Here is a 19586-nt window from a genome sequence, read left to right on the forward strand (position 1 = left end):
GTCAGGGCGAAACCGTCGCCGCGGTGGCGATCGGCAGGATCGACGAATAGATGACGTTCACGAACTTCTGGACGTCCGCGATCGGGGCGTTGGTGACATAGAGCACGTCCCGGTCGCGGATCGGGAAGCTTTGTGCAACGAACAGGGTGCGCGGATCCCGCAGGTTGATGCGGTAGATCACCGGAATCTTGCCGTCCGGCGTGGGCGGACCCACAGGCACCTGCAGACCGGCGAGCGCGGCCGGATCTTCAAGCCTGAACAGGAACACACCCTTGGCGTTTGCCCGCGCGTCCTGGAGTCCGGCGGCCCGGCCGAGGGCCTGCGACAGGGTGAGCCCGCTTGCCTCGAAAAGGACTTCCTCGTTGCGACCGGTCGCGCCCAGAGCGGTGAAGCTGAACGGCTGGAACAGCGCCGTCACCACGTCGCCGGGCTGAAGCCGGATGTTCTGCCGCGGATCGCGGATCACCGCTTCCATCGGCATGCTCGCTACCGTTCCGTCACGTGTGATCTGAACGGTGGTCTTGGTAACCTGCTGTCGCGTTCCGCCCACGCTCGCGAGCACGTCGAGCAACCGCTCGCCCCTGGGGCTGAGCGGAACCCGGCTGCTGTTGGTAACCTCCCCCACCACCGTGACGGTCCGGTTGGCATTGCCGGTCAGCCTTACCAAGGCTTGCGGCTGGTGCGCCTTCCCGGCGAGCCGAGAGACGATCTGCTGCTCGACCTGCTTGGGCGTCAGGCCGACCACGGCCAGGCTGCCGACGAAGGGAATCACCACGCGCCCACCCTCGTCGACCATCTGTTCGGGGAGGGAGGTTCCGCGTGCGGTCGAAGCCGAGGACGTGACGCGCGAATCGCCGCCGCCCGATCCGAAGAGCGTGGCCGGAGGCGCTTCCCAGATCGAGATGTCGAGCGTATCGCCCTTGCCGATGACGGTCCCCACCGGTTGGCCCTCGCCCAGCACGTCTGCGAACATCTGGGGGCGTCCGTGTTCCACCAGCCGCCGGGCGATGTCGTTGCTGACATCGATCACCGCGATGGACGATTGGTCGAATCCTTCCCGGCTCGCGTCACCGATGGCCGCCGAAGTGGGCCCGCTCAGCGGCGCGAGTGCGCAACCGCCTATGGTCAGCGTAACTCCGAGCAATAAGGCGCAGCGCAAGGTCCGGCCGCGAAAATTCAGTACACCCTCAGAGTCCAAAGCGAATCCACCTCGAAGCTGCACGCCCGGCCCACGCCGGGGGCAGGTCCGCATAGACGGACGGGTATGACGAGGCAATGCCACCCAATTGCAACAGTGGGGGGACTATCGATCGTGAAGCGGGCGCGATCGTTGGTGCAGAACACAAAAGTTTCAGATTGCAATAAGTTAATGAGGCTTGCGATGGCCTTCGGTCGTATGCGGCGTCCGCGCTAGGTACACCGAAGGGGAAAGCCGGCGTGTCGACAAGGTCAGTCCTGTACAGGACCGGGCCGCCGGGTTCTGCGCCGACACCGCACACCGCATCTTCAAGGAAAGTGGCAGTGCAGCGGGGCAGGCGTGACATCCCGGGCCGACCGGAGCGTTGAGGAAATTTCATGAAGTTTGTTCTTGTCGCTGCCCTGCTTGTGTTGAGCTTTCCTGCAGCGGCACAGGAAGTCGTGAATGATGCCGACGGCTTCTTCGTCTGCGACGAGCGTCATCCGCGATGCAGCACGCCCGACCCGGCGACTTACCCCTACCACCAGTTCGGGAACCAGAACGTCGGCGATTATGTCGGCGTGTCCGACGTGCTTGAGCCAGGCCCGTCGCTGGCGCATTACCAGACCTTCCTTGCCGAGCTCATCTCGCGGCGCGCAGACACCAACGCCGTGGCCTTCTGGGCCGATGCCGCCTCTGTAGTAGATCGCGGGCGCGTGTGGGGCGGCTTTCTTTCGGCCCGCTCCGGATTTTCAATTCCCGGAGCGGACAGCCAGCTGATCGGGCTCGAGATTGACGTCCTCAATGGCGGGCTGCCTGGCGTCTATCCCAACGCGTCCAAGGTCGGATTGCAGATCGTCGGGTTCGGCAACCCGAACACCAACGCAATCGAGATCGCCACGGAAACCGCCAGTGCGGCGTTCCAGAACATCATCAACATCCAGCCGAACTCAGTCGCCCGTGAAGGAGCCGTGATCGGAATGGCGCCGCAGGTGGCGCGGCGCGGCATCGATTTCCAGGGCTCATCGTTCAGCGATGCGGCCTTCCTGGTATCCGCGAACCAGCGCTTCGTCTTCCGCAGTCCGGGTCTGGGCGATGCGGCGATCTGGCGCGACGACATCTACAACGGCTACCTCGTGCTGCAGGCGGGCCCCCCGGGGCTGCGCATCGTCAATTCGGAGAACAACACGAACCTGATGATCGTTCAGTCCGACGGAGACGTCATCACACGATACGGCAGCCTCTCCAGCGTCTTCAGCCGCCTTGCCCGACTCGAGCAGGCGACCGGACTCCATACCGGCGACAGCATCGTAGGCCAGGCTGCGTCCCCCAGGGTCGCAGCCGGTATCCCGTCATTCGCCACGGCGGAGGTCGGCGAGGCCGCCACGGCGGTGGGTGACGGTGTCGAGGCTGCGGGGGCCCGGTCGGTGGCCGTCGGAGCCGGCAGTGCGGCCCTCGCCTCTCGATCGACGGCGGTGGGTGCCGACGCGCGGTCTGGCGGAGCCGGGTCGGTAGCGCTTGGTGCGGGTTCGAGCGACGACGGAGAGGAGAACGTCGTCGCTGTCGGCTCCGCCTCGCAGACGCGTCGAATTACCCATGTGGGCGCAGGAACGATCGATACCGATGCGGCGAACCTCGGTCAGGTCCACAGCGCCATGAGCAGGGCCATAGCCTCGGCGAACGCCTACGCCGACACGCGTTTCAACCAGTTGAGCTATGACCTGCGCCAAGTCCGCCGCGATGCCGAGGGTGCCACCGCCTCGGCCATGGCGCTTGCCGGTATCCCGCAGGCATTCGAAGCGTCACAGGGCATGATCGGCATGGGCGTCGGGACATGGCAGGGCGAGAGCGCGTTCGCCGTCGGTGCCTCGAAAGCCTCTGATGATGGTCGCCTCGTGTTCAAGGTTGGCGGAACCTACAATTCGCGCGGGCAGGGCGGTGCCAACGGCGGGGTCGGACTCGCTTTCTGACGGGGCATGCCGCGCGCGAGCCGCCTTCCGGATACGCTCAGCAGTGGACCACGATGCCGCCAAGCGTGCGGAAGGCGGAGGTAGGAGGGCCCGAGCAACTCACCCCGCGGTGGCCGCCGGCCGATAGCGTGCCGTCTGCTGCGACCTCCAGCACCGGGCTGACGCCGTCGCTGGCATACACCTTCAGCCCCCCGGCCGAGCCGAGCCGCACGACAAGGTCGTTCCCCTCGTCTCCGTAGACAAAGGGAGAGACTCCGGGGCCTTTCGTTCCATAGGCGTCGCCCTGGCTGATTCCCGTGCCATGAATGAAGGCGGCAGTGGCGCACTCGCAGACGCTGCTGTTCACCAGCGCATTCATGCTCGCCCCTTCTCCCGCCGCCAGACCGGCGCCGGACTTCGCGATTCCGTAGAGGACGATGCCGTTTGCAAAGGTCCCGCCGTTGATGCCGCCGGTCTGGATGGCAGGTCCGGGGTTGCGACTATTGAACATGTTGATCGGGAGCGCGATGCTCGTCTTGGCTGGCGTCACCCCGGTGGCCGGCTCGATGTCGATCTCCAGGCCCACCATCTTGGGACGGGCGACGGCACTTTCCGTGCGCACGATGATGTTGCCCCCGAAACCCGCTGCATCGTCGGATCGCAGGACCGTATCGGCCCCCAGCGCAACCACGTTGGCTGGCGAGCCGTGATTGTGGGCAATGGCCATGAGGGAGAACGCGGTCGATCCCTCGCCGGGCGCCGTGACTGCGTTGAACTCATGGTTGAAGGTCCAGCCGAACCGCGCGCCCTCCGGCCAGATTCCACCTTCGGCCTCGGAGGGGAAGGTGCTGTTCTCCCACTTGACCGTGGTCTCGGCGCCTCCGGGAATGACAGACCCCGGCGTCGGCACGGCGGAGGGCGGTCGCTCACGCTCGGCGCTCGGTGCGGACCGCGGCTCCTGCGCCGATGCGGGCTGGGGGATGAGCAGGCTCGCAAGGATTACGGCGATGGGGGCAAGTGCATGAATCATGGTTGCAAGGTCCGGACGCGGGGAAGGGGCAGGTCCGGTTAGAGGAGCGCGGGCCGAACAGTCCAGCGCGGCGGGGCGCGGTGCCCGGCTCTTGCGGCGAAGGCGGCAGGGCGATCATCCTCGACGGCTCGTGGGTGGGAAGAAGCCGGCGAGGATCCGGGCAACTGGCCAGCGCTCCAGGCAGTTCCGCTTGACGCCCAAAGTTGAAACCTGCCGGACGTTCTTGCGTGAACGCGCATTCTCCTTGATGCTGCGGCCGGGGCTTGGGGGCTGCTGGCCAGATGTTTGAGCACATCCGCAGGGTTCTTCTGAACGGACTGCGCGATATTGCCAGTTTCAGAGCGCCGCGTGTCACGCTGCGGCGGTGGGCACGCTCGTTCGTGCCGTTTGCGATCATCCTTTTGCTCGATCCGCTGGGTTGCTCGCAGACGGCGGACCTGTACTCCGAGGCGGTGGTGCTGCGCCTGATGGCGCCGTTCCACTCCGGCGCGGCCAAGGCGGACCAGGTGGCCTCGACGCGGGGTCAGACCAAGGTGGCGGTGGTGCTGATCGACCAGGCGTGGCTGGACGCGATCGCGCCGCCGGGAGAACGCGGGCTCTGGCCGCCGCCTCGCAGTCAGCAGATATCCCTGGTGCTCCAGCCGATCCTGGCGCAAGGGGCCGAGGCGCTCCTGATCGACTACACCTTCCACGCCGACCGCCTGCAGCCTCCCGCCCTGGCCGACGGTCTGCTGTACGACCCTGAGGCGCCGGCTGCGATCCGCGATGCGCTGGAGGAGCAGCGGGTTCTGCATTCCGGCGTCACGCCGAGCGGCTGGCCCGCACGCCTGGTCCTCGGGAGCAAGCCGGCGTTCCTCTCGGTGCCGCCCGCCTGCCGCATCCCCTTCCTCAACCCGGGCGAAGTGGCGCAGGCCGACGACGTCGCGCCCACCTTGCGCGACTGGCCCTCTCCGCCGCGCGGCACCGGCCGACGGCAGGTCAGCGAGGTCGAGATCGTGTCGCTGCGGCGCCATGACCCGGACCAGCACTATTCGCTGTTCACATACCGTATGGGGCAGCCGCCAGAATCACGCTGTGCGGGCGAGACGATCGTCCAGGGAGCGGACTACCTTGCGTCTCCGGCCGCCGTGCTGTTCCATGCCTATTGCGAGCGCGAGGGGCTGCGGGCCCGCCATCCGCTCTGTCCGCAGATCCTGCGGGTCCCCAGCGCGAGCCAGGGCACTGCCGCCACTCCGCGCGCCGGTTATGCCTTCTACAGAGTGGCGCCGAGCACCGAGGACACGTCGGCAAGGTTGCCGATGACCGTCGCGCCCGTTTGGCCCGGCTTCCGGTCAGCCGCCATGTCGCTCGCCGACAGTGCCCTGATCGCGGGCGGCGACGACGCCCTGCGCGAGAGGATCGCGGCCTGTCATGCCGGCGGAATGGGCTTTCTTTCGAGCAAGCCCGTTCTCGCTTGGCGCCTGTTCTGGACCAAGCTGCTGGGCATCGAGGGTGGTGCCGATGCCGCTTGCCGCTATGGCGTCGATGTCTACTCCATGGGCAAGCTGATGCGGCTTGCGGAGATCGCACCCGAGATGCAGCCGCTGAAAGGGCGGTACGTGATCGTGGGAACCGAGATCGCCTCGGTTCCCGACCACGTTTCCTCGGTCCTCTACGAGGACGTGCCGGGTGCCGTGCTTCACGGCGTGGTGCTGGAGAACCTTATCAGCAGCGACCAGCATGCCGTGTTCGGACACGGCGGGATCTCCGCGTGGGACGCGACGAAGTTGGTGCTGGCAATCGGCTTCATCCTGTCTCTGGTTCCAGCCGTGATCGACGTGGATAAAGCGGCAGACCGAATGATGCGTATCGCGCACCGGCAATCGGGCAAGGCTGAGGTCAGCCTGAACGGTATCGCCCGCGTGATGCTGATCGTGACCGCCCTGACCGTGGCCGCGTGCATTCCGCTGCTTATCGGCCTGGTGCTCAGCCTCGTAGCCCAGATCCCGCCTGTGAACTGGGTATCGCTGCTACCCTCGCTAGCGTGGGTCTACGGGAGCGTTCTCGACGCGAACGAAAGGGACATCGAGAAATCGGAGCGGCGTCGAATTGCCCGCAGCACGAATCGCTATCATTATTGGTTCATTCACTTTATAGTCCCGATGACTATTCTGGTTGTGGTCACGATCATAGGAAGCTTCTTGTTCGGGCCGGCCGGATGATCTGAGAATTTCAGGCTTGTTACCGAGATCGGGGGATCGATGGTGCGTCTGTTTTGCCGCTTGGCCCTTTGCTTAGTCCTGCTTTCCGCCCTTGCGCCGGCAGGCCTGCTGGCGACCCCTGCAACCTCAATCGCGATCGTCGAAGGCAATACGCTCAACCGCATCCCGGTGAACACGGCGGACGTGAAGCTGCTGGCGCGGATCGAAAACGTGGCGCTGGTCTGCGTGGAGATCGGGGGCGTGCGCCGCCTCGCGAAGACCGAAGGCTGGATGACGGGCACGTCATCTTCTTCCGACATCCGCACCTATCACACGGGCACCGTCTCAGGCGGAGCCAACGGCATCGGAGACATCCGGTCGGTTCCAACCTGGCCTGTCGCCAAGTGCGTTTGATGAGGCTGCGCCGGCTGGTCGGCGCTTTCTGCGCCGCCGCGCTGATCCTTGCGCCCGCCCCGGTGCTCGCCAAGCCCAAGGGCAAGGCAAAGGCTGCCAAGGTCGCCAAGGCTCCCGCGGCGCCACCGGTCCCGACCGTGACGGTACCCAAGGTGCTCGCCGACATGGCCCTGCCGGCCGAGGTATCAGATCCTGCGGTGCCTAGGGCGCAGACGGATCTGGCGAAGCTCACCAGAACGCTGTCCACCCATGATTTCGCGTCCGAGCAGGACAAGGCCCTGGCGCGTTACGATCTCCCGCCGGACAAGCGCTATTCCTACGCAATAGATCACAATCTGTGGGTAACGGAGGCCTCGCGGTTCGAGCGTTACGTCGGGTTGATCTCCAACCGTCTGCTGACCTGCTGGAAAGGCTCGGTGCCGCCCATTCGCATCGTGATCGACGGGCATGCCGAGCCTATGGCCTTTGCGCACGACAGCGGCGTGATCCGCCTGTCCGTGGGACTCCTCAACGAGGCCGAGAACACCGATGCACTGGCCTTCACCGTCGCGCACGAGATTGCCCACGTCCTCTACGAACATCAGGCGAAGCGCTCCCGGTTGAAGTCCACGATCGAGCGGGGTTTTGGGGCGCTGTCGAGCCTCATCATCATCGGACGCGAACTGCAGATCGAATCGGGGAGCAACAAGCTCGACATCCGCTTTCGCTCCGAGTTTGGCAGCACCGGGTTGCTGCTGTCGGGCTATTCGATTCAGAGCCTTTCGAACGATGCTATCGTTCCCTTCCGCCGCGCCGGTCAGGAGTTTGAGGCGGATCGCCTTGCCTACGACCTGGTCAACTGCGCGAAGTTCTCCGCCAGCGGCGCGGATGCCGCCGTGCTCCTGCTCGGGAAGGCCGAACAGCCAGATCTGCGGGCACTTGCCTTCGCGGCGCGGTTGGGCGCGGCCTATCTCACCAGCCAAGTGGTGAAGACCAAGGACGACGATGACCTCGGCAGCAAGCTGATGGCGCTCGCCGCAGGCTGGGCGATCAACCAGACGCTGGACGGCGTAGTCAAGACACTGGCCGCGGAGCTGGCCAAGGCCATGGGCGGCGAAAAGCGCGCAGCCAAGCTGGCCGACTACGTGAAGAAGTCCTATGCCGCGCGGGCGGACGCCATGCCGCTCGCCGACACCCGCCTTTCGGAGCTCCGCCAGGACCCGTACTGGATATCGCTCGTCCAAAGTGCGAAGCGCGCCAGCGCGATCGACGAGCAGGCGCGCTCGGCCCTGCTGACGGTGCCGGTAGGGCAGCCCCTGCCGGACCTGTCGGCGGCGCAGACCTTCTCCGCCGGAACCATCGTCGATCCGCGCCTTCCGGTGAGTTACGCGCAGTATTCCGGCTCACGTTACGCGGCGGGTGACTTCGCTACGCAACGGCAGGCGCTCAAGGCGGGAAGCCGCCTCAAGTGGGGCTACCGCGATCTCCTGATCGATGCTGGCAAGGCCGACTATGCGGCGCGCGATGTCGCCGCACTGCAGGCGACGCTCGGCGTGGGGCGTGAAAGGCTTGGTAACGTGCCCGAGCTGTTGCCGCTCGACGTGCGGGTGGCCTTGCTGCGCGACGATGCCGAAGGTGCGGAAAAGCTGGCGGCCACGTGCCTCGAAAAGGGCGGGGACGGCCTCTATGCGCAATGTGCGCTGCCGATGGGCTACGATCCGGCCTGCAATCCGAGGACAGAGGGCGGCAAGGCCCGGTTGCAGCAGGCGGTGGCGGCGCGCAGCACCGGGAAGCTGCTGGACCTTCCTGCCCTCATCAACCTCGCCCAGCAGTCGTCTCCTTTCCTACGCTGCACCGGGGTGACCGCGGCCACGAACGCGACGTCCTGACTGGCTCCGCGCCCTTCTCCTCGCCAAGGGGCGGCCCGCCGTTTGCCCCGTCACGGGATCAGCCGCTCGGTACGCAGGCGCTCGAAAAGCGCGAAGAAGGCGTCGTCGGTGGGCTGATAGGCCGTGAACCCGAGGCGACGGCTCTTCGACATGTCGGTCACCACCTCGATCGGACGCCCCAGATCAGCGTCGGTGTGCCAGGGTGAGGCGAGGCGTGCGAGGTCGCGCTCTGCCAGTCCTTCGCGGATGGCGATCTCGTGCCACAGCCCCGCATCGTGCGCCATCTGCTGTTCCAAGGGACGCACCGTGCCGTCGAACGGCGCCGCTTCGATACCGAACCAGGCGGCGATACGGCCCCACATCCACCGCCAGCGGAAGACGTCGCCGTTGACGACGTTGAAGGCCTCATTGTGCGCCCCTTCGGTCTCTGTCGCCCACAGCATGTGACGCGCGAGCTGGCCGGCGTCGGTCATGTCGGTCAGCCCGGACCATTGCGCTGCGGATCCGGGGAACGTGAAAGGCCGGCCGGTCTCCCGGCACAGCGTGGCGTAGACCGCCAGCGTGGTGCCCATGTTCATCGCATTCCCGACGGCGAGCCCGATCACCGTGTGCGGACGGTGCACGCTCCAGGTGAAGCCGTCGCGCGCCGCCGCGGCGAACAGTTCGTCCTCTTGCGCATAGTAGAAGTTCTCGATGTGGAGCCGGTCTTGCGTCTCGCGAAACGGGGTATCCGGCAGGACGCCCTTGCCGTAGGCCTCGAACGGACCGAGGTAGTGCTTCAGGCCGGTGACCAGCGCGACATGGCGCGGGCCGGCAGGTCTGGGCAGGCCATCCAGGAGGTTGCGGACCATGGCGGAATTGACGCGGATGTTCTCCGCCTCGCTGTCCTGCCGCAGCCATGTCGAGATGAACACGGCGTCGGGATTGATGGCACGCAGGGCCTCGGCCGTGCCGGCTCCATCCTGCAGGTCCGCCGCCACCGGCCGCACCCCGGCCTGATCCTGAGGCCGCCGCGCCAGGCCATGGACCGTCCAGCCTTGCTCGAGCAGAAGCCTCGCCGTTGCGCTGCCGACGATGCCGCTCGCGCCCACCACCAATGCCGTTTTCATCGTGATCGTCTCCTCATGGTGTCCCACCTAGGCATTGCCGCCCGCCCGTTCTAGACGGCACCATTTGCGACCCCAGGCACCAGAAGGTAACCTCATGCAGCCCGGAACGCCCGACGATGAATGGCGCGAAGACTGCGCACCCCGCAGGGTGCTGGAACTCTTTGCCACGAAATGGACCAGCATGGTCCTGCACACGCTCCACGTTCGTCACGGTGGAGCCGCCCGCACCGGCGTACTGCTGCGCAGCCTGCCGGGAATCTCCAAGAAGATGCTCACCCAGACGGTGCGGGAGATGGAGGCCAGCGGTCTGCTCGCCCGGCATGTGCAGAGCGCCATACCGCCCATGGTGGAATACCGCCTCACGCCGCTGGGTCGAAGGTTCGTCGAGCCGGTGGAGCTTCTGTATGCGTGGGGCCGGGACAATGCCGATGCGCTGGATCAGCTTGTCCCGCGGCCAAGCTCGCGCCGCTCGTGAGCAGGCCCCGCCGGCGCCGCGTTCTTCCGAAGCGCGACGACCCAGCTACGCCGCGAACCGCTGCGGCAGGCTGCCGCCGACGCGATCGACGAGCAGGTCGACCACGATCGCATTGCTGCCGCGCGCGCTCAGGTCGGCGATGAAGTAGTCCAGGCGTTCCACGGCGTCGAGCGTCGCCAGCAGGTCGCCGGCGTCCGCGGTTCCGGTGCCGGCGGCGTGGAGCGGTAGCGCGAGGCGGGTCGCCACCAGCCGCCGCAGCGGCAGGCTGACGCGCTGGCGGTAGGCCTCGGCGAGCGACGGGATCGCACCGGACTGGAGCTCGACCATGGCCTTGAGGCGGCCGTGGAGCGGATCGCGCTGGAATCCGAGCACGTCCACCGCCAGCGCATGGAGGCGCATGCGGATCGGCCGCATGTCGGCTTCGAGCGGCGGTAGGACGGCCGCGCAGTGCGCGAACAGCGGCTCGGACGCCGCCATGCACAGCTCGGTGAGGTTGGCGAAGTGGTTGTAGAGCGTGCGCCGGGTCACGCCGGCCGCGGACGCGATGGCTTCCATCGTCAGCGGTCCCGCCTTCTGCTCCGTCGCCGCCAGTTGCTCCGCCGCCGCGAGTATTCTGGGACGACTGCGCCGATTGCAGCGGATGTCCGGAAGCTTTGCCCTTTCCATGCGTCTCTACCCCCCTTTCTCTCAAGCCGGGCTGAATGATGGGGCTGCCCGTACATGGGCAGTCAACTTCGACGAAAGTCGAAGTTGTTGCGACGAACGACATAGAATTGGGCCGAACCGCGATGCTTGACTGACGAGAGCGCCCCTGTTTTGCCCACCGCTGTGCAGCAGCGCCGATTGTGCTCGCGGTTGTCTGTCTGCAGGGCAGTGTCTGGAGGCCGGTATTCGGAGGCTATGGCGATGCATGTGCTCGCGACTTGGGAACTGGGCCGGGGCTACGGGCACCTGGGCATCCTGGCTCGCGTCTCGCAGGCGCTGCGCGCCGCAGGTCACCGGGTCACATTCGCGGCGCGCTATCCCGAGACGGTAGCGGCGACCTGCGCCGGCGATTTCGACGCGCTGGCTGCCGCGCCGCGCTTCGCCGGGCCGGTTGCGCGCGCGGAGACCCTGACCTACGCCCAGGTGATCGCCGACGGCGGCTTCGCGGCGAGCGGGGCCCTGCGGCCGCTCGCCGCGCAGTGGCGGGCGCTTTTCGATGACGTGCAGCCGGACGCGGTGCTGGCCGAGCATGCGCCCGCCTCGCTGCTCGCGGCGCGAATCGCCGGCCTGCCCGCCTGGCGCATCGGATCGAGCTTCATCGCGCCCGGGGTCCACGACATCGCCGCCAGCCTCCTGCCCTGGCGCCCGGTCCCGGACGACGTCCTCGCGCGGCAGGCGGGGTCAGCGGATGGCGCCATCCGGCAGGTCAGCGGCGGAACGGTGGAGAGCCTGGCGGATCTTCTCGCCGGCGCGCCACGCTTCGCGACCACCTGGCCGGAGCTCGACCATTTCGCCGCCCCGGTGCCCGAAGTGGCATTCCGGGGTGACCTGGGCGGACTCCAGGGCGCCAGCGCTGCCGTGGACTGGCCCGAGGGGAAGGGCGCGCGCGTGCTCGTCTACATGCCCCCTTCCGCAGGACCGGGGCCCGCCTTGCGGGCGGCGCTGCAGCGGCTGGGCTGGCCGGTCCTGTGGCACTGGCCGGGCGCGGCCGGACAGGAGGCAGAAGGCCGGCTGCGCTTCTGCCCCGAGCCCATCGACCTGTCACGGCAGGCCGGGGAAGCGCGGATCTTCGTCGGTCGCGCAGGCCATGGCGCCAGCGCCCTGATGCTGCGGGCCGGGTTGCCCCAGCTCCTCGTTCCCGACACGCTCGAAGCGCTGCTGCTCTCCTACCGGTTGCGCCAGGCCGGACTGGCGCTGACCCGTCCCAGCGATGCGACCACGGAGGAATTCGTGCGCGCGCTGGAACAGCTTGCCGCCGGCCTGTGCGATGATCGCCTGCGCCAAGTATCGTGTAAATACTTAGAATATGATCCGGATCACTCCGCCCGCACGATAGCTACTGACATCGCCGGGTAACAGAGTTTTTCATGGCGTTGCACAAGAGTGGGAAGATAATCGGTTGGCGTTAGGGCGCGAATGGCGCCATCTGCCCCCGCTGTTCAGACGCGTCCGGGTTCGGCCGGGCCGCGAAGATTCAGATCGGAGCAGCAATATGACCCCCCGTTTCCCCCGGCCCTACCCCCTCGACCGCGCGCGCCTCCTGGCCGGAAGCGCGGCGATGGCGATCGCGCTCTCGGCATCGCCGGCGAGGTCCGCCTCGGCAGACGAGATCCCTGCGGTGCCGCCGCTCTCCGCGGCGCACCTGGCCGCGTTGCAGCCCCAGGCCGCGGGCGCCCACGTCGTCGCGCAGCCGGTGGATGCCCAGGACCTGCTGACCTGGACCGCCGGCAGCGGCCTCGCCGATCGCGGCACCACGGCCCTGCGCCTCCAGACCAGGAGCAGGCCCAGCGTCCGCATCGCCGCCGCCGCCCTGGCCTACGAGGGCGACGAGATCGTCAACGAGCAGCCGATCGAGGGCGACGTCATCCTGGGCGACGATGACGATGCGTTCTACCAGAAGCTGGGCGGCAGCGTCTCGGGGACCGTGGACCTCGGCGGCGGCGACGATGTGTTCTGGATCGAGCAGCGCGGCGACACCCTCGCGCCACTCCCGGCCGGGGGCCTGAGCGGCGGCGAGGGGCTGGACCGCTTCGGCATCCGCCTGACCGCCTCCGGGACCGTGGACCCGGGCGCGCTGCCGACCGGGTTCGAGCGCTTCGCCCTGGACCTTTGCGGCTGCGACGTGGTGGCGACGATCGCCGAAGGCACCATCGCCGGCGGCCTCGACGTGACCGGCACCGGCACCGTCACCAGCCTGGCGACGATCACCTACGAGGGCGCCGGCGCGGCGCTGACCGTCAGCGGCGAGGCGGACGAGACCGGCCGCGGCCTCAACTTCGTCAACCGGGGGCGGATCGAGGCGACCGGCACCGACAGCGAGGTGCTCGTCGATGTCGGCTACAGCGATTATCACTACGGGAGCTTCGTCAACGAGGGCGCGATCGTCCTCGACGGCAGCTACCAGACCGGCATGGGCGTCTCCGCCTACAGCCTCGGCCTGGACGGCCTGGAGGCGGCCTTCGTCAACAAGGGCGAGATCACCGGCAGCGGCGACGACTCGGTCACGCTCGACCTGCAGGGCAGCGGCGCCAACGAAGGCCAGATCCGCGCGACCGGGGCAGACAGCACCGCCGTCTCGCTGGGCTACTACGCGCAGCTGGAGAACCGGGCCGGGGCGACGATCTCGGGCACCGGCTCGGGCGTCGTGCTGAACCTCGGGGCGCGGCTGGACAATGCCGGCGTGGTCGAGGGCGGCAGCGGCGCCGGCGTCACCGTCAACACCGCCGACTGGTTCGGCCGCTCCACCTTCGTCAACGCGCAGGGCGGCACCGTGCGCGCCGAGAGCGGCGTGGCGGTCGACGTGAACGGCGGCGGCGGGCTCGCGCTCGCCAACCGCGGCACGCTCGCAGGCGACGTGAATCTCGGCGGCGGCAGCGACGTCGCCTGGCTGGGCGAAGGCAGCACCGTGCAGGGCGACCTGGCGTTCGGCGGCGGAGACGACACGCTGATCGTGTCGATCGACCGGCTGTCCGCCGCGGGCGTGCTCGACACCGCGGGTCTCGTCACCGGCAGCCTCGACACAGGGGCAGGCAGCGACACCCTGTGGCTGCGCGCCGGGGCCAGCGGCACGCGCGACGTGTTCACCGGCGCCGTGGCCGGCTTCGAGGACGGTCTCGTCTACGAGGCGGCGGGGGCGCAGACCGAGCTCGTCCTGCGCAACGGCTCTGTGGGAGACTACGAGGGCGTGCTGCGCCTGGCCGGCGATGGCCGCGTCGTCGTCGACATGGGCGTGACGGGCAGCATCGTCGTCAGCGACGAATCCAGCGCCACCCATTTCGGCGAAGGCGTCGCGGCGCTTGACCTCGTGCTGGCGGCGGGGGTGCAGGGCCAGGTGGACGCCACGTATGCCCGCCGGGTCGAACTGCGCGCGGACGCCGGCGGCATCGGCTTCACCGGTGGCACCGGGCTCAAGACCGGCTACGGCACCGAAGTGCTCGTCGGCGACGGGACGGAGATCCGCAAGAGCGGCGCTTCGGCCGGTATCCTGCTCGATGCCGACGGCAGCCTGATCGTGAACCGCGGCACCCTGGCCGAGGACGACAAGGCGGCGACCGCGAGCAACGTCTCCACCGGCGTGCGGCTCTCCAGCGGCGTGCTGCGCAACGAGCGAGGCGCCGAGGGGACCGGACGCATCGCCGTGCTGGGCACCGCCGTCGAGGTCGACGAGGGCAGCATGATCGTCAACGATGGCGAGATCGTCAGCGGCTATGCCAACGCCATCGAGGCGACCGGCTACGGCACCACCCGGATCGTCAACGGCGCGCAGGGCGTCATCACCGGACACGCGCAGGGCTACGCCAAGGGCCTGGCGGGCGCGGCCATCGTCGGCGCCTACGGCCGCGAGGCCGTCGAGAACGCGGGCACCATCAACGGTCATGTCGCGCTCGGCGGGGGTGAAGACCTCTACGTCGCGGCGGGCGGCACGGTGGACGGTGACATCGACCTGGGCAGCGGCGACGACATGCTTTTGGTCCGCGGCGGCGCCGCGCTGAACCTCAGCGGCGCGCTGGTGGCGGGCGAGGGCATCGACGCCTACGGCCAGTCCTTCACCCAGAGCGGCACGTTCGACCTGGGCGGTAACGGTCTGCCGACCGGTTTCGAGATGCACGGGGTGGAGGCCGCCGGCATCGACGTGGCGGTCACCGTCACCTCGGCGACGACCCAGGCCCACGGGCTGCGGGCCACCGGCAGCGGGACCGTGCGCAACGAGGCGAACTTCGACATCCCCGAGGACGGTTCGGGCGGCTATGCCGGCATCGAGGTGCGCGGCGAGGAGGCGGCATCGACGCTGCGGCTGGTCAACGCCGGCAAGATCGTCAGCGCCTTCGACGGCGTCGACGCCACCGAAGGGTTGGCCAGCTTCGCCAACGCGGGCGAGATCGAGGCGCAGGGCGACGGCGTCGTGATCTACGCCGAATACGGCAATGCCGCGCTCGGCTTCGACAATTCGGGCAAGATCACCTCGCACCGCGGTGCCGCGGCGCGCATCTACACCGATTCGATCGGCGCCGACGGCCAATCGCTGGCGTTCACCAACGCGGGACAGATGGTCCAGACCGCCGACGACGGCCGGGGCCTCGAGCTCGACAACTATGGCGGCAAGGCGGTGCTCGCCAACAGCGGCAGCATCAGCGCCGCGGGCGAATACGGCAGGGCGGTGGACCTCCGCTCGGAAGGTACGCTCGCGTTCACCAACTCCGGGATGGTCGAGGCGAGCGGCCGCGCCGGCACTGGCATGCTCGTCCGCGACAGCGGGGACGCGCCGCTCGATGCCGAGGACTGCCCGGAGGGCGAGGCCACGCCGCAAGTCACCGCCAAGCTGGTCAACACCGGCACGGTGCGCGCCAGCGGTCCGGGTGCCTCGGGCGAAGGCTATGCCGACCTGTCCACGGGTCTTCTGGCGGTGGCCGAGCGGGACTACGGCATCATCTCCGTCGACAACCAGGCGGGCGGCGTGATCGAGGCGACCGGCACGGGCTCGGTTGCGGTGCTGGTGGTCGGCGGGGGCAGCGAAGGCTACGGCACGCTCGCCGCGCTGGACGAGGACGGCTACGGTGGCGGCAACGTCGATGCCGAGTTGCGCTTCTTCGAGCTCGACAACGCCGGCGTGATCCGCGGCGGCGCCGACACCGTGATCGGCGAGGACGGCTATGCCTACGCCGGGGGCGAGAGCCTCTCCGGCCTGGAACCGGTGGGCGGCGAGGCGGTCATCGCCGGAGGCATCCAGACGATCGACACCACCGACCGCATCGTCAACCGCGCGAGCGGCACGATCATCGGCAACGTCAGCCTCGGGGCCGGCGACGACGTGTTCGAAAGCTACGGCACGCTCCAGGGCGACCTCGACCTCGGCAGCGGGGACGACAGCCTGGTCTACGGCGTCACCTCCCAGTTCAGCGGCATCGCGCATGGCGGCAGCGGCACCGACACCCTTGTCGTGGACCTGAACGGCCAGGGATCGGTGGACTTCGACCAGTTCCGCGGCTTCGAGACGCTCTCGCAGCGCGGCGCCGGCTCGGTGTCGATCCGCGGCACCACCGACATGGACGCGCTCACCATCGCCGGCTCCAGCGTCACCGTGGCCGCAGGCGCGACCTTCGATGCGCAGAGCGAGACCGTGCTGCTGGGCTCCGACGCGGCCGAGCAGGTCACCGTGGCGGGCACCGTCGGCGGCGCCATCGCGCTGGGCGGCGGCAGCGACGTCGTCACCCTCCAGCAGGGCGGTCTGGTGCAGGGCGCCATCGACCTGGGCACCGGCGACGATCGCCTGGTCCTCCAGGGCGGCACGGCGACCGGGCTGATCGACGGCGGCGAGGGCATCGACACCGTCGCGTTCCAGATCGCCGGCACCGTCAGCGGCCTGCCCGACGTGATCAACTTCGAATCGCTCGACGTGGCGGGCGAGGGCCTGCTGACCATCGCCGCGGCGCAGGACTTCTCCACCATCACGCTGCGCGACGGCGCCGATCTCACGCTCACCGCGGGAGAGGGAGCGCACACTATCGGCGCCATCATCGGCGACGACAGCGCGCAGACGGTCACCCTGCGCGCCCCGCTCACCGGCAGCGTCTCGCTGGGCGGCGGCGACGACCTGCTCGACATCGAGCTGCAGGGCACGCTCTCGGGCGCGCTCGACGGCGGGGCCGGCAACGACACCCTGGCCCTCCAGCTCACCGGCGCCGCGACCATCGCGGGCGGCATCGCGAACTTCGAGACGATCAACGTCAACGGCGCCTCGCCGCTGACGCTGGGCGGCACCATCGGCCAGGGGCAGACGCTCAATTTCGACGGCGGCGAGAACACGCTGATCGTCGCGGGCGGATCGATCCAGGGTGTGGCCAACGGCGGCGCGGGCGCGGACACGATTGCCTTCGACACCGCCGCCAACCAGACCTCCACGCTGGCGGGCGGTCACGTCGTCAACTTCGAGACCCTGCTCGGCCTGGGTGCGGGCACGCTCGTGGTCCAGGGCAACGCCGCGTTCGACACCATCGCCATCGAAGGCAACCTCGTCATCGATGAAGGGGCGCAGGTCACCAGCGGGACGACCACGATGGGCGCGGGCAACAACGTCCTCACGCTCGAAGGCAACGCCACCCTCAGCGGTGCGATCGAGGGCGGCGAGGGGACCGACCGCCTGGTGCTGTTCCAGAATGCGCAGCAGGTCCGCAAGTTCTCCAGCGTCGACGCCACCGGCTTCGAGGAAATGGAGAGCGGCGGCCCGGGTGAACTGGTGATCGACCGCAATGCGGCGTTCGACGTCGTCGATCTGCTGGGCGCGAAGATGACGATCGACGCGGGCAGCACGCTCACCGTTCCGGTCCTTGCCGGAGGCGCCGCCGCGAACCACCTGGCCGTGCTCGGCACGGTGACGGGCAACGTCGACCTGGGCGAGGGCGACGACCGGCTGACGCTCGCCAGCCTCGGCGGCGTGAGCGGAAGCCGCTCGGGCGGCGCCGGCACCGACACGCTGGAACTGCGCACCGGCGGAACCGCGACGGCACCCACTGAGTGGAACGGCACCGGCTTCGACAGCTTCGAGCGCTTCGAGCTGGGCAGCGGCTCGCTGCGCCTGACGGGCAACACCGCGTACCAGCGCGTCACGGTGGCCGGCGGCACGCTGTGGGGCTCGGCGGGTACCACAATCACGTCGGCCGAGACGCTGGTGGTGGCGCAGGGCGCGGTGTTCGGTTCGGCCGGCAAGGTCGTGGGCGACATCGAGGTGCGCGGCACCCTGGCGCCGGGCAACTCGCCGGGCACCATGACGGTGGAGGGCAACGTCAGCTTCCTCGCCGGCTCGCGCCTGGCGCTGGAGGTCCTGCCGACGGCGCACGACCTGCTCGACATCTCGGGCAAGCTGACCATCGCCGGCGGCACCACCATGGACATTACCGGCGCGCTCGGCTCCTCTCCCGTCGGCGGCGCGATCGACCTTATCGTCGCGGACGGCGGCATCACCGGCGGGTTCACCACGATCAACAAGTCGGAGACGATCTTCGGCTACGTGGTCACCCGCGGCAACCGCGTGCAGATCGTCGGTGAGTTCCAGAACGACGACGACTACGCGACGAACGTCCAGACGGCGATCGACTACGCCAACGGGCTGCTGGGCGACGGGCAGATGGTGCAGGCCTTCACCGGCATCCTGCCGCAGCTCACCGACGCCACCGGTGCGATTCGCCCCGAGGGCTTCGCGCGGCTGACGCCCGAGAGCTACGCGACCGCCTCGCAGGCCAGCATCGACAACGGCCTGGCGGTCACCGATGCGCTGCGCACGGTCACGTTCACCGCACCCTCCACGCCGGGCTGGTACGGCTTCGCCCAGGGCCTGGCGCAATGGAGCCGCCAGGGCGGCGATGCCGGCACCGGCGCCTCCTCGGCCAAGTCCGACACGCAAGGTGCGTTGGGCGGCATCGGCTACGCCACCGAGCAGGGCTCGCGCTTCGGCGCCTGGATCGGCGGCATCGGCACGACGCAGGAGGTGGACGGCCTCGGCGCCCGGACCAAGCTCGACGGCGTGATCGTCGGCGCCTTCGCGGATGTCGCCGTCGGCGGCCTCGGCCTCCACGCGGCGCTCGCCTATGATGCATCGGACGCCAAGACGACCCGCAGCGTGCGCCCGCAGGAGACGATCACCGGCAAGTACGACCTGGGCGGCTTCGTCGCCGACGCGGCGGTGTCCTACGACCTGGAGGTGGGCGACTGGTCGGTCCGGCCGCAAGCGGGCGTGACCTGGGTCGAGGGCCGGCGCGACGCAGTGCGCGAGACCGGCTCCGCCTTCGCGCTCGACGTGGCCGAGGGCAAGGCCAACGCCTGGTTCGCCGATGCTTCGGTCACGCTCGGGCGCCAAGCCGGCATGCTGCGGCCGTGGGTCGAGGTCGGCCTGCGCCATCGCCTCGATGACGCAAGCGACACGGCCACCGGCGGCTTCGCCGCCGTCTCGGATCTCGGCGCGATGACGGTGGACGGCGCCGAGACCGACCGCACCCGCATGCGCCTGGGCGCCGGCGTGAGCGCGCAGCTCTCCGACAGCCTGCGGCTCAACCTGGGCTACCGCGCCGAGTTCGGCGATCACGCGCGCCACAACCTCACCGGCGGGGTGTCGTTCCGCTTCTGATCCGGGCTCATGGCGCGATCACCCCCTGCGCGCCATGGCGGGGAGGGCGGGCCGGGAAACCG

Annotated in this window: 11 protein-coding genes; 7 read left to right on the top strand and 4 right to left on the bottom strand. The window is 68.8% G+C overall.

Going from position 1 to position 19586, the window contains the following annotated elements; translation table 11 throughout:
* Position 1 precedes the first annotated feature (1 nt).
* On the bottom strand, positions 2–1222 hold the full coding sequence (locus tag ACFFJC_RS04105) for a polysaccharide biosynthesis/export family protein (protein WP_379486225.1): 1221 nt from the start codon (positions 1220–1222) through the stop codon (positions 2–4).
* A 353-nt stretch (positions 1223–1575) separates the two neighbouring features.
* On the opposite strand from ACFFJC_RS04105, the gene ACFFJC_RS04110 reads away from it, so the two are divergent.
* Positions 1576–3147 carry a YadA family autotransporter adhesin gene (locus tag ACFFJC_RS04110; protein ID WP_379486226.1) on the top strand — a complete coding sequence of 524 codons (1572 nt, stop codon included), beginning with the start codon at positions 1576–1578 and terminating at the stop codon, positions 3145–3147.
* 37 nt (positions 3148–3184) lie between these two features.
* Here ACFFJC_RS04110 and ACFFJC_RS04115 read toward each other — a convergent pair whose 3' ends face one another.
* Entirely contained in the window at positions 3185–4156 is a 972-nt protein-coding gene (locus ACFFJC_RS04115; protein ID WP_379486227.1) for a hypothetical protein, read from the bottom strand.
* A 281-nt stretch (positions 4157–4437) separates the two neighbouring features.
* On the opposite strand from ACFFJC_RS04115, the gene ACFFJC_RS04120 reads away from it, so the two are divergent.
* The 3 genes from ACFFJC_RS04120 to ACFFJC_RS04130 are packed head-to-tail and all read left to right on the top strand — an operon-like array spanning position 4438 to position 8618.
* A complete protein-coding gene (locus ACFFJC_RS04120; protein WP_379486228.1) occupies positions 4438–6357 on the top strand; it encodes a CHASE2 domain-containing protein in 1920 nt (639 codons plus the stop codon).
* A 39-nt stretch (positions 6358–6396) separates the two neighbouring features.
* Positions 6397–6750 (top strand): hypothetical protein, encoded by a 354-nt coding sequence (locus ACFFJC_RS04125; protein ID WP_379486229.1) that lies wholly within the window; start codon positions 6397–6399, stop codon positions 6748–6750.
* Complete coding sequence (locus tag ACFFJC_RS04130; RefSeq protein ID WP_379486230.1) at positions 6750–8618, top strand: M48 family metalloprotease; 1869 nt, start codon at positions 6750–6752, stop codon at positions 8616–8618. The genes ACFFJC_RS04125 and ACFFJC_RS04130 overlap by 1 nt, the downstream gene beginning before the upstream one ends.
* Positions 8619–8668: 50 nt before the next feature.
* On the opposite strand, the gene ACFFJC_RS04135 is transcribed toward ACFFJC_RS04130, so the two are convergent.
* Entirely contained in the window at positions 8669–9727 is a 1059-nt protein-coding gene (locus ACFFJC_RS04135) for an SDR family oxidoreductase (protein WP_379486231.1), read from the bottom strand.
* Between the two features lie 94 nt (positions 9728–9821).
* On the opposite strand from ACFFJC_RS04135, the gene ACFFJC_RS04140 reads away from it, so the two are divergent.
* Positions 9822–10202: a winged helix-turn-helix transcriptional regulator gene (locus ACFFJC_RS04140; RefSeq protein WP_379486232.1), complete on the top strand. Its 381-nt coding sequence runs from the start codon at positions 9822–9824 to the stop codon at positions 10200–10202.
* Between the two features lie 45 nt (positions 10203–10247).
* On the opposite strand, the gene ACFFJC_RS04145 is transcribed toward ACFFJC_RS04140, so the two are convergent.
* Complete coding sequence (locus ACFFJC_RS04145; RefSeq protein ID WP_379486233.1) at positions 10248–10868, bottom strand: TetR/AcrR family transcriptional regulator; 621 nt, start codon at positions 10866–10868, stop codon at positions 10248–10250.
* A 240-nt stretch (positions 10869–11108) separates the two neighbouring features.
* Between ACFFJC_RS04145 and ACFFJC_RS04150 the strand changes: the two genes are divergently transcribed.
* Together ACFFJC_RS04150 and ACFFJC_RS04155 are read left to right on the top strand one after the other, a co-directional pair.
* Positions 11109–12263: a glycosyltransferase family protein gene (locus tag ACFFJC_RS04150; protein ID WP_379486234.1), complete on the top strand. Its 1155-nt coding sequence runs from the start codon at positions 11109–11111 to the stop codon at positions 12261–12263.
* Positions 12264–12399: 136 nt separating this feature from the next.
* Complete coding sequence (locus tag ACFFJC_RS04155; protein WP_379486235.1) at positions 12400–19524, top strand: autotransporter domain-containing protein; 7125 nt, start codon at positions 12400–12402, stop codon at positions 19522–19524.
* Positions 19525–19586: the final 62 nt, after the last annotated feature.

It is taken from the genome of Novosphingobium soli, from assembly GCF_042432915.1.
In the GTDB taxonomy this organism is placed as follows: domain Bacteria; phylum Pseudomonadota; class Alphaproteobacteria; order Sphingomonadales; family Sphingomonadaceae; genus Novosphingobium; species Novosphingobium soli.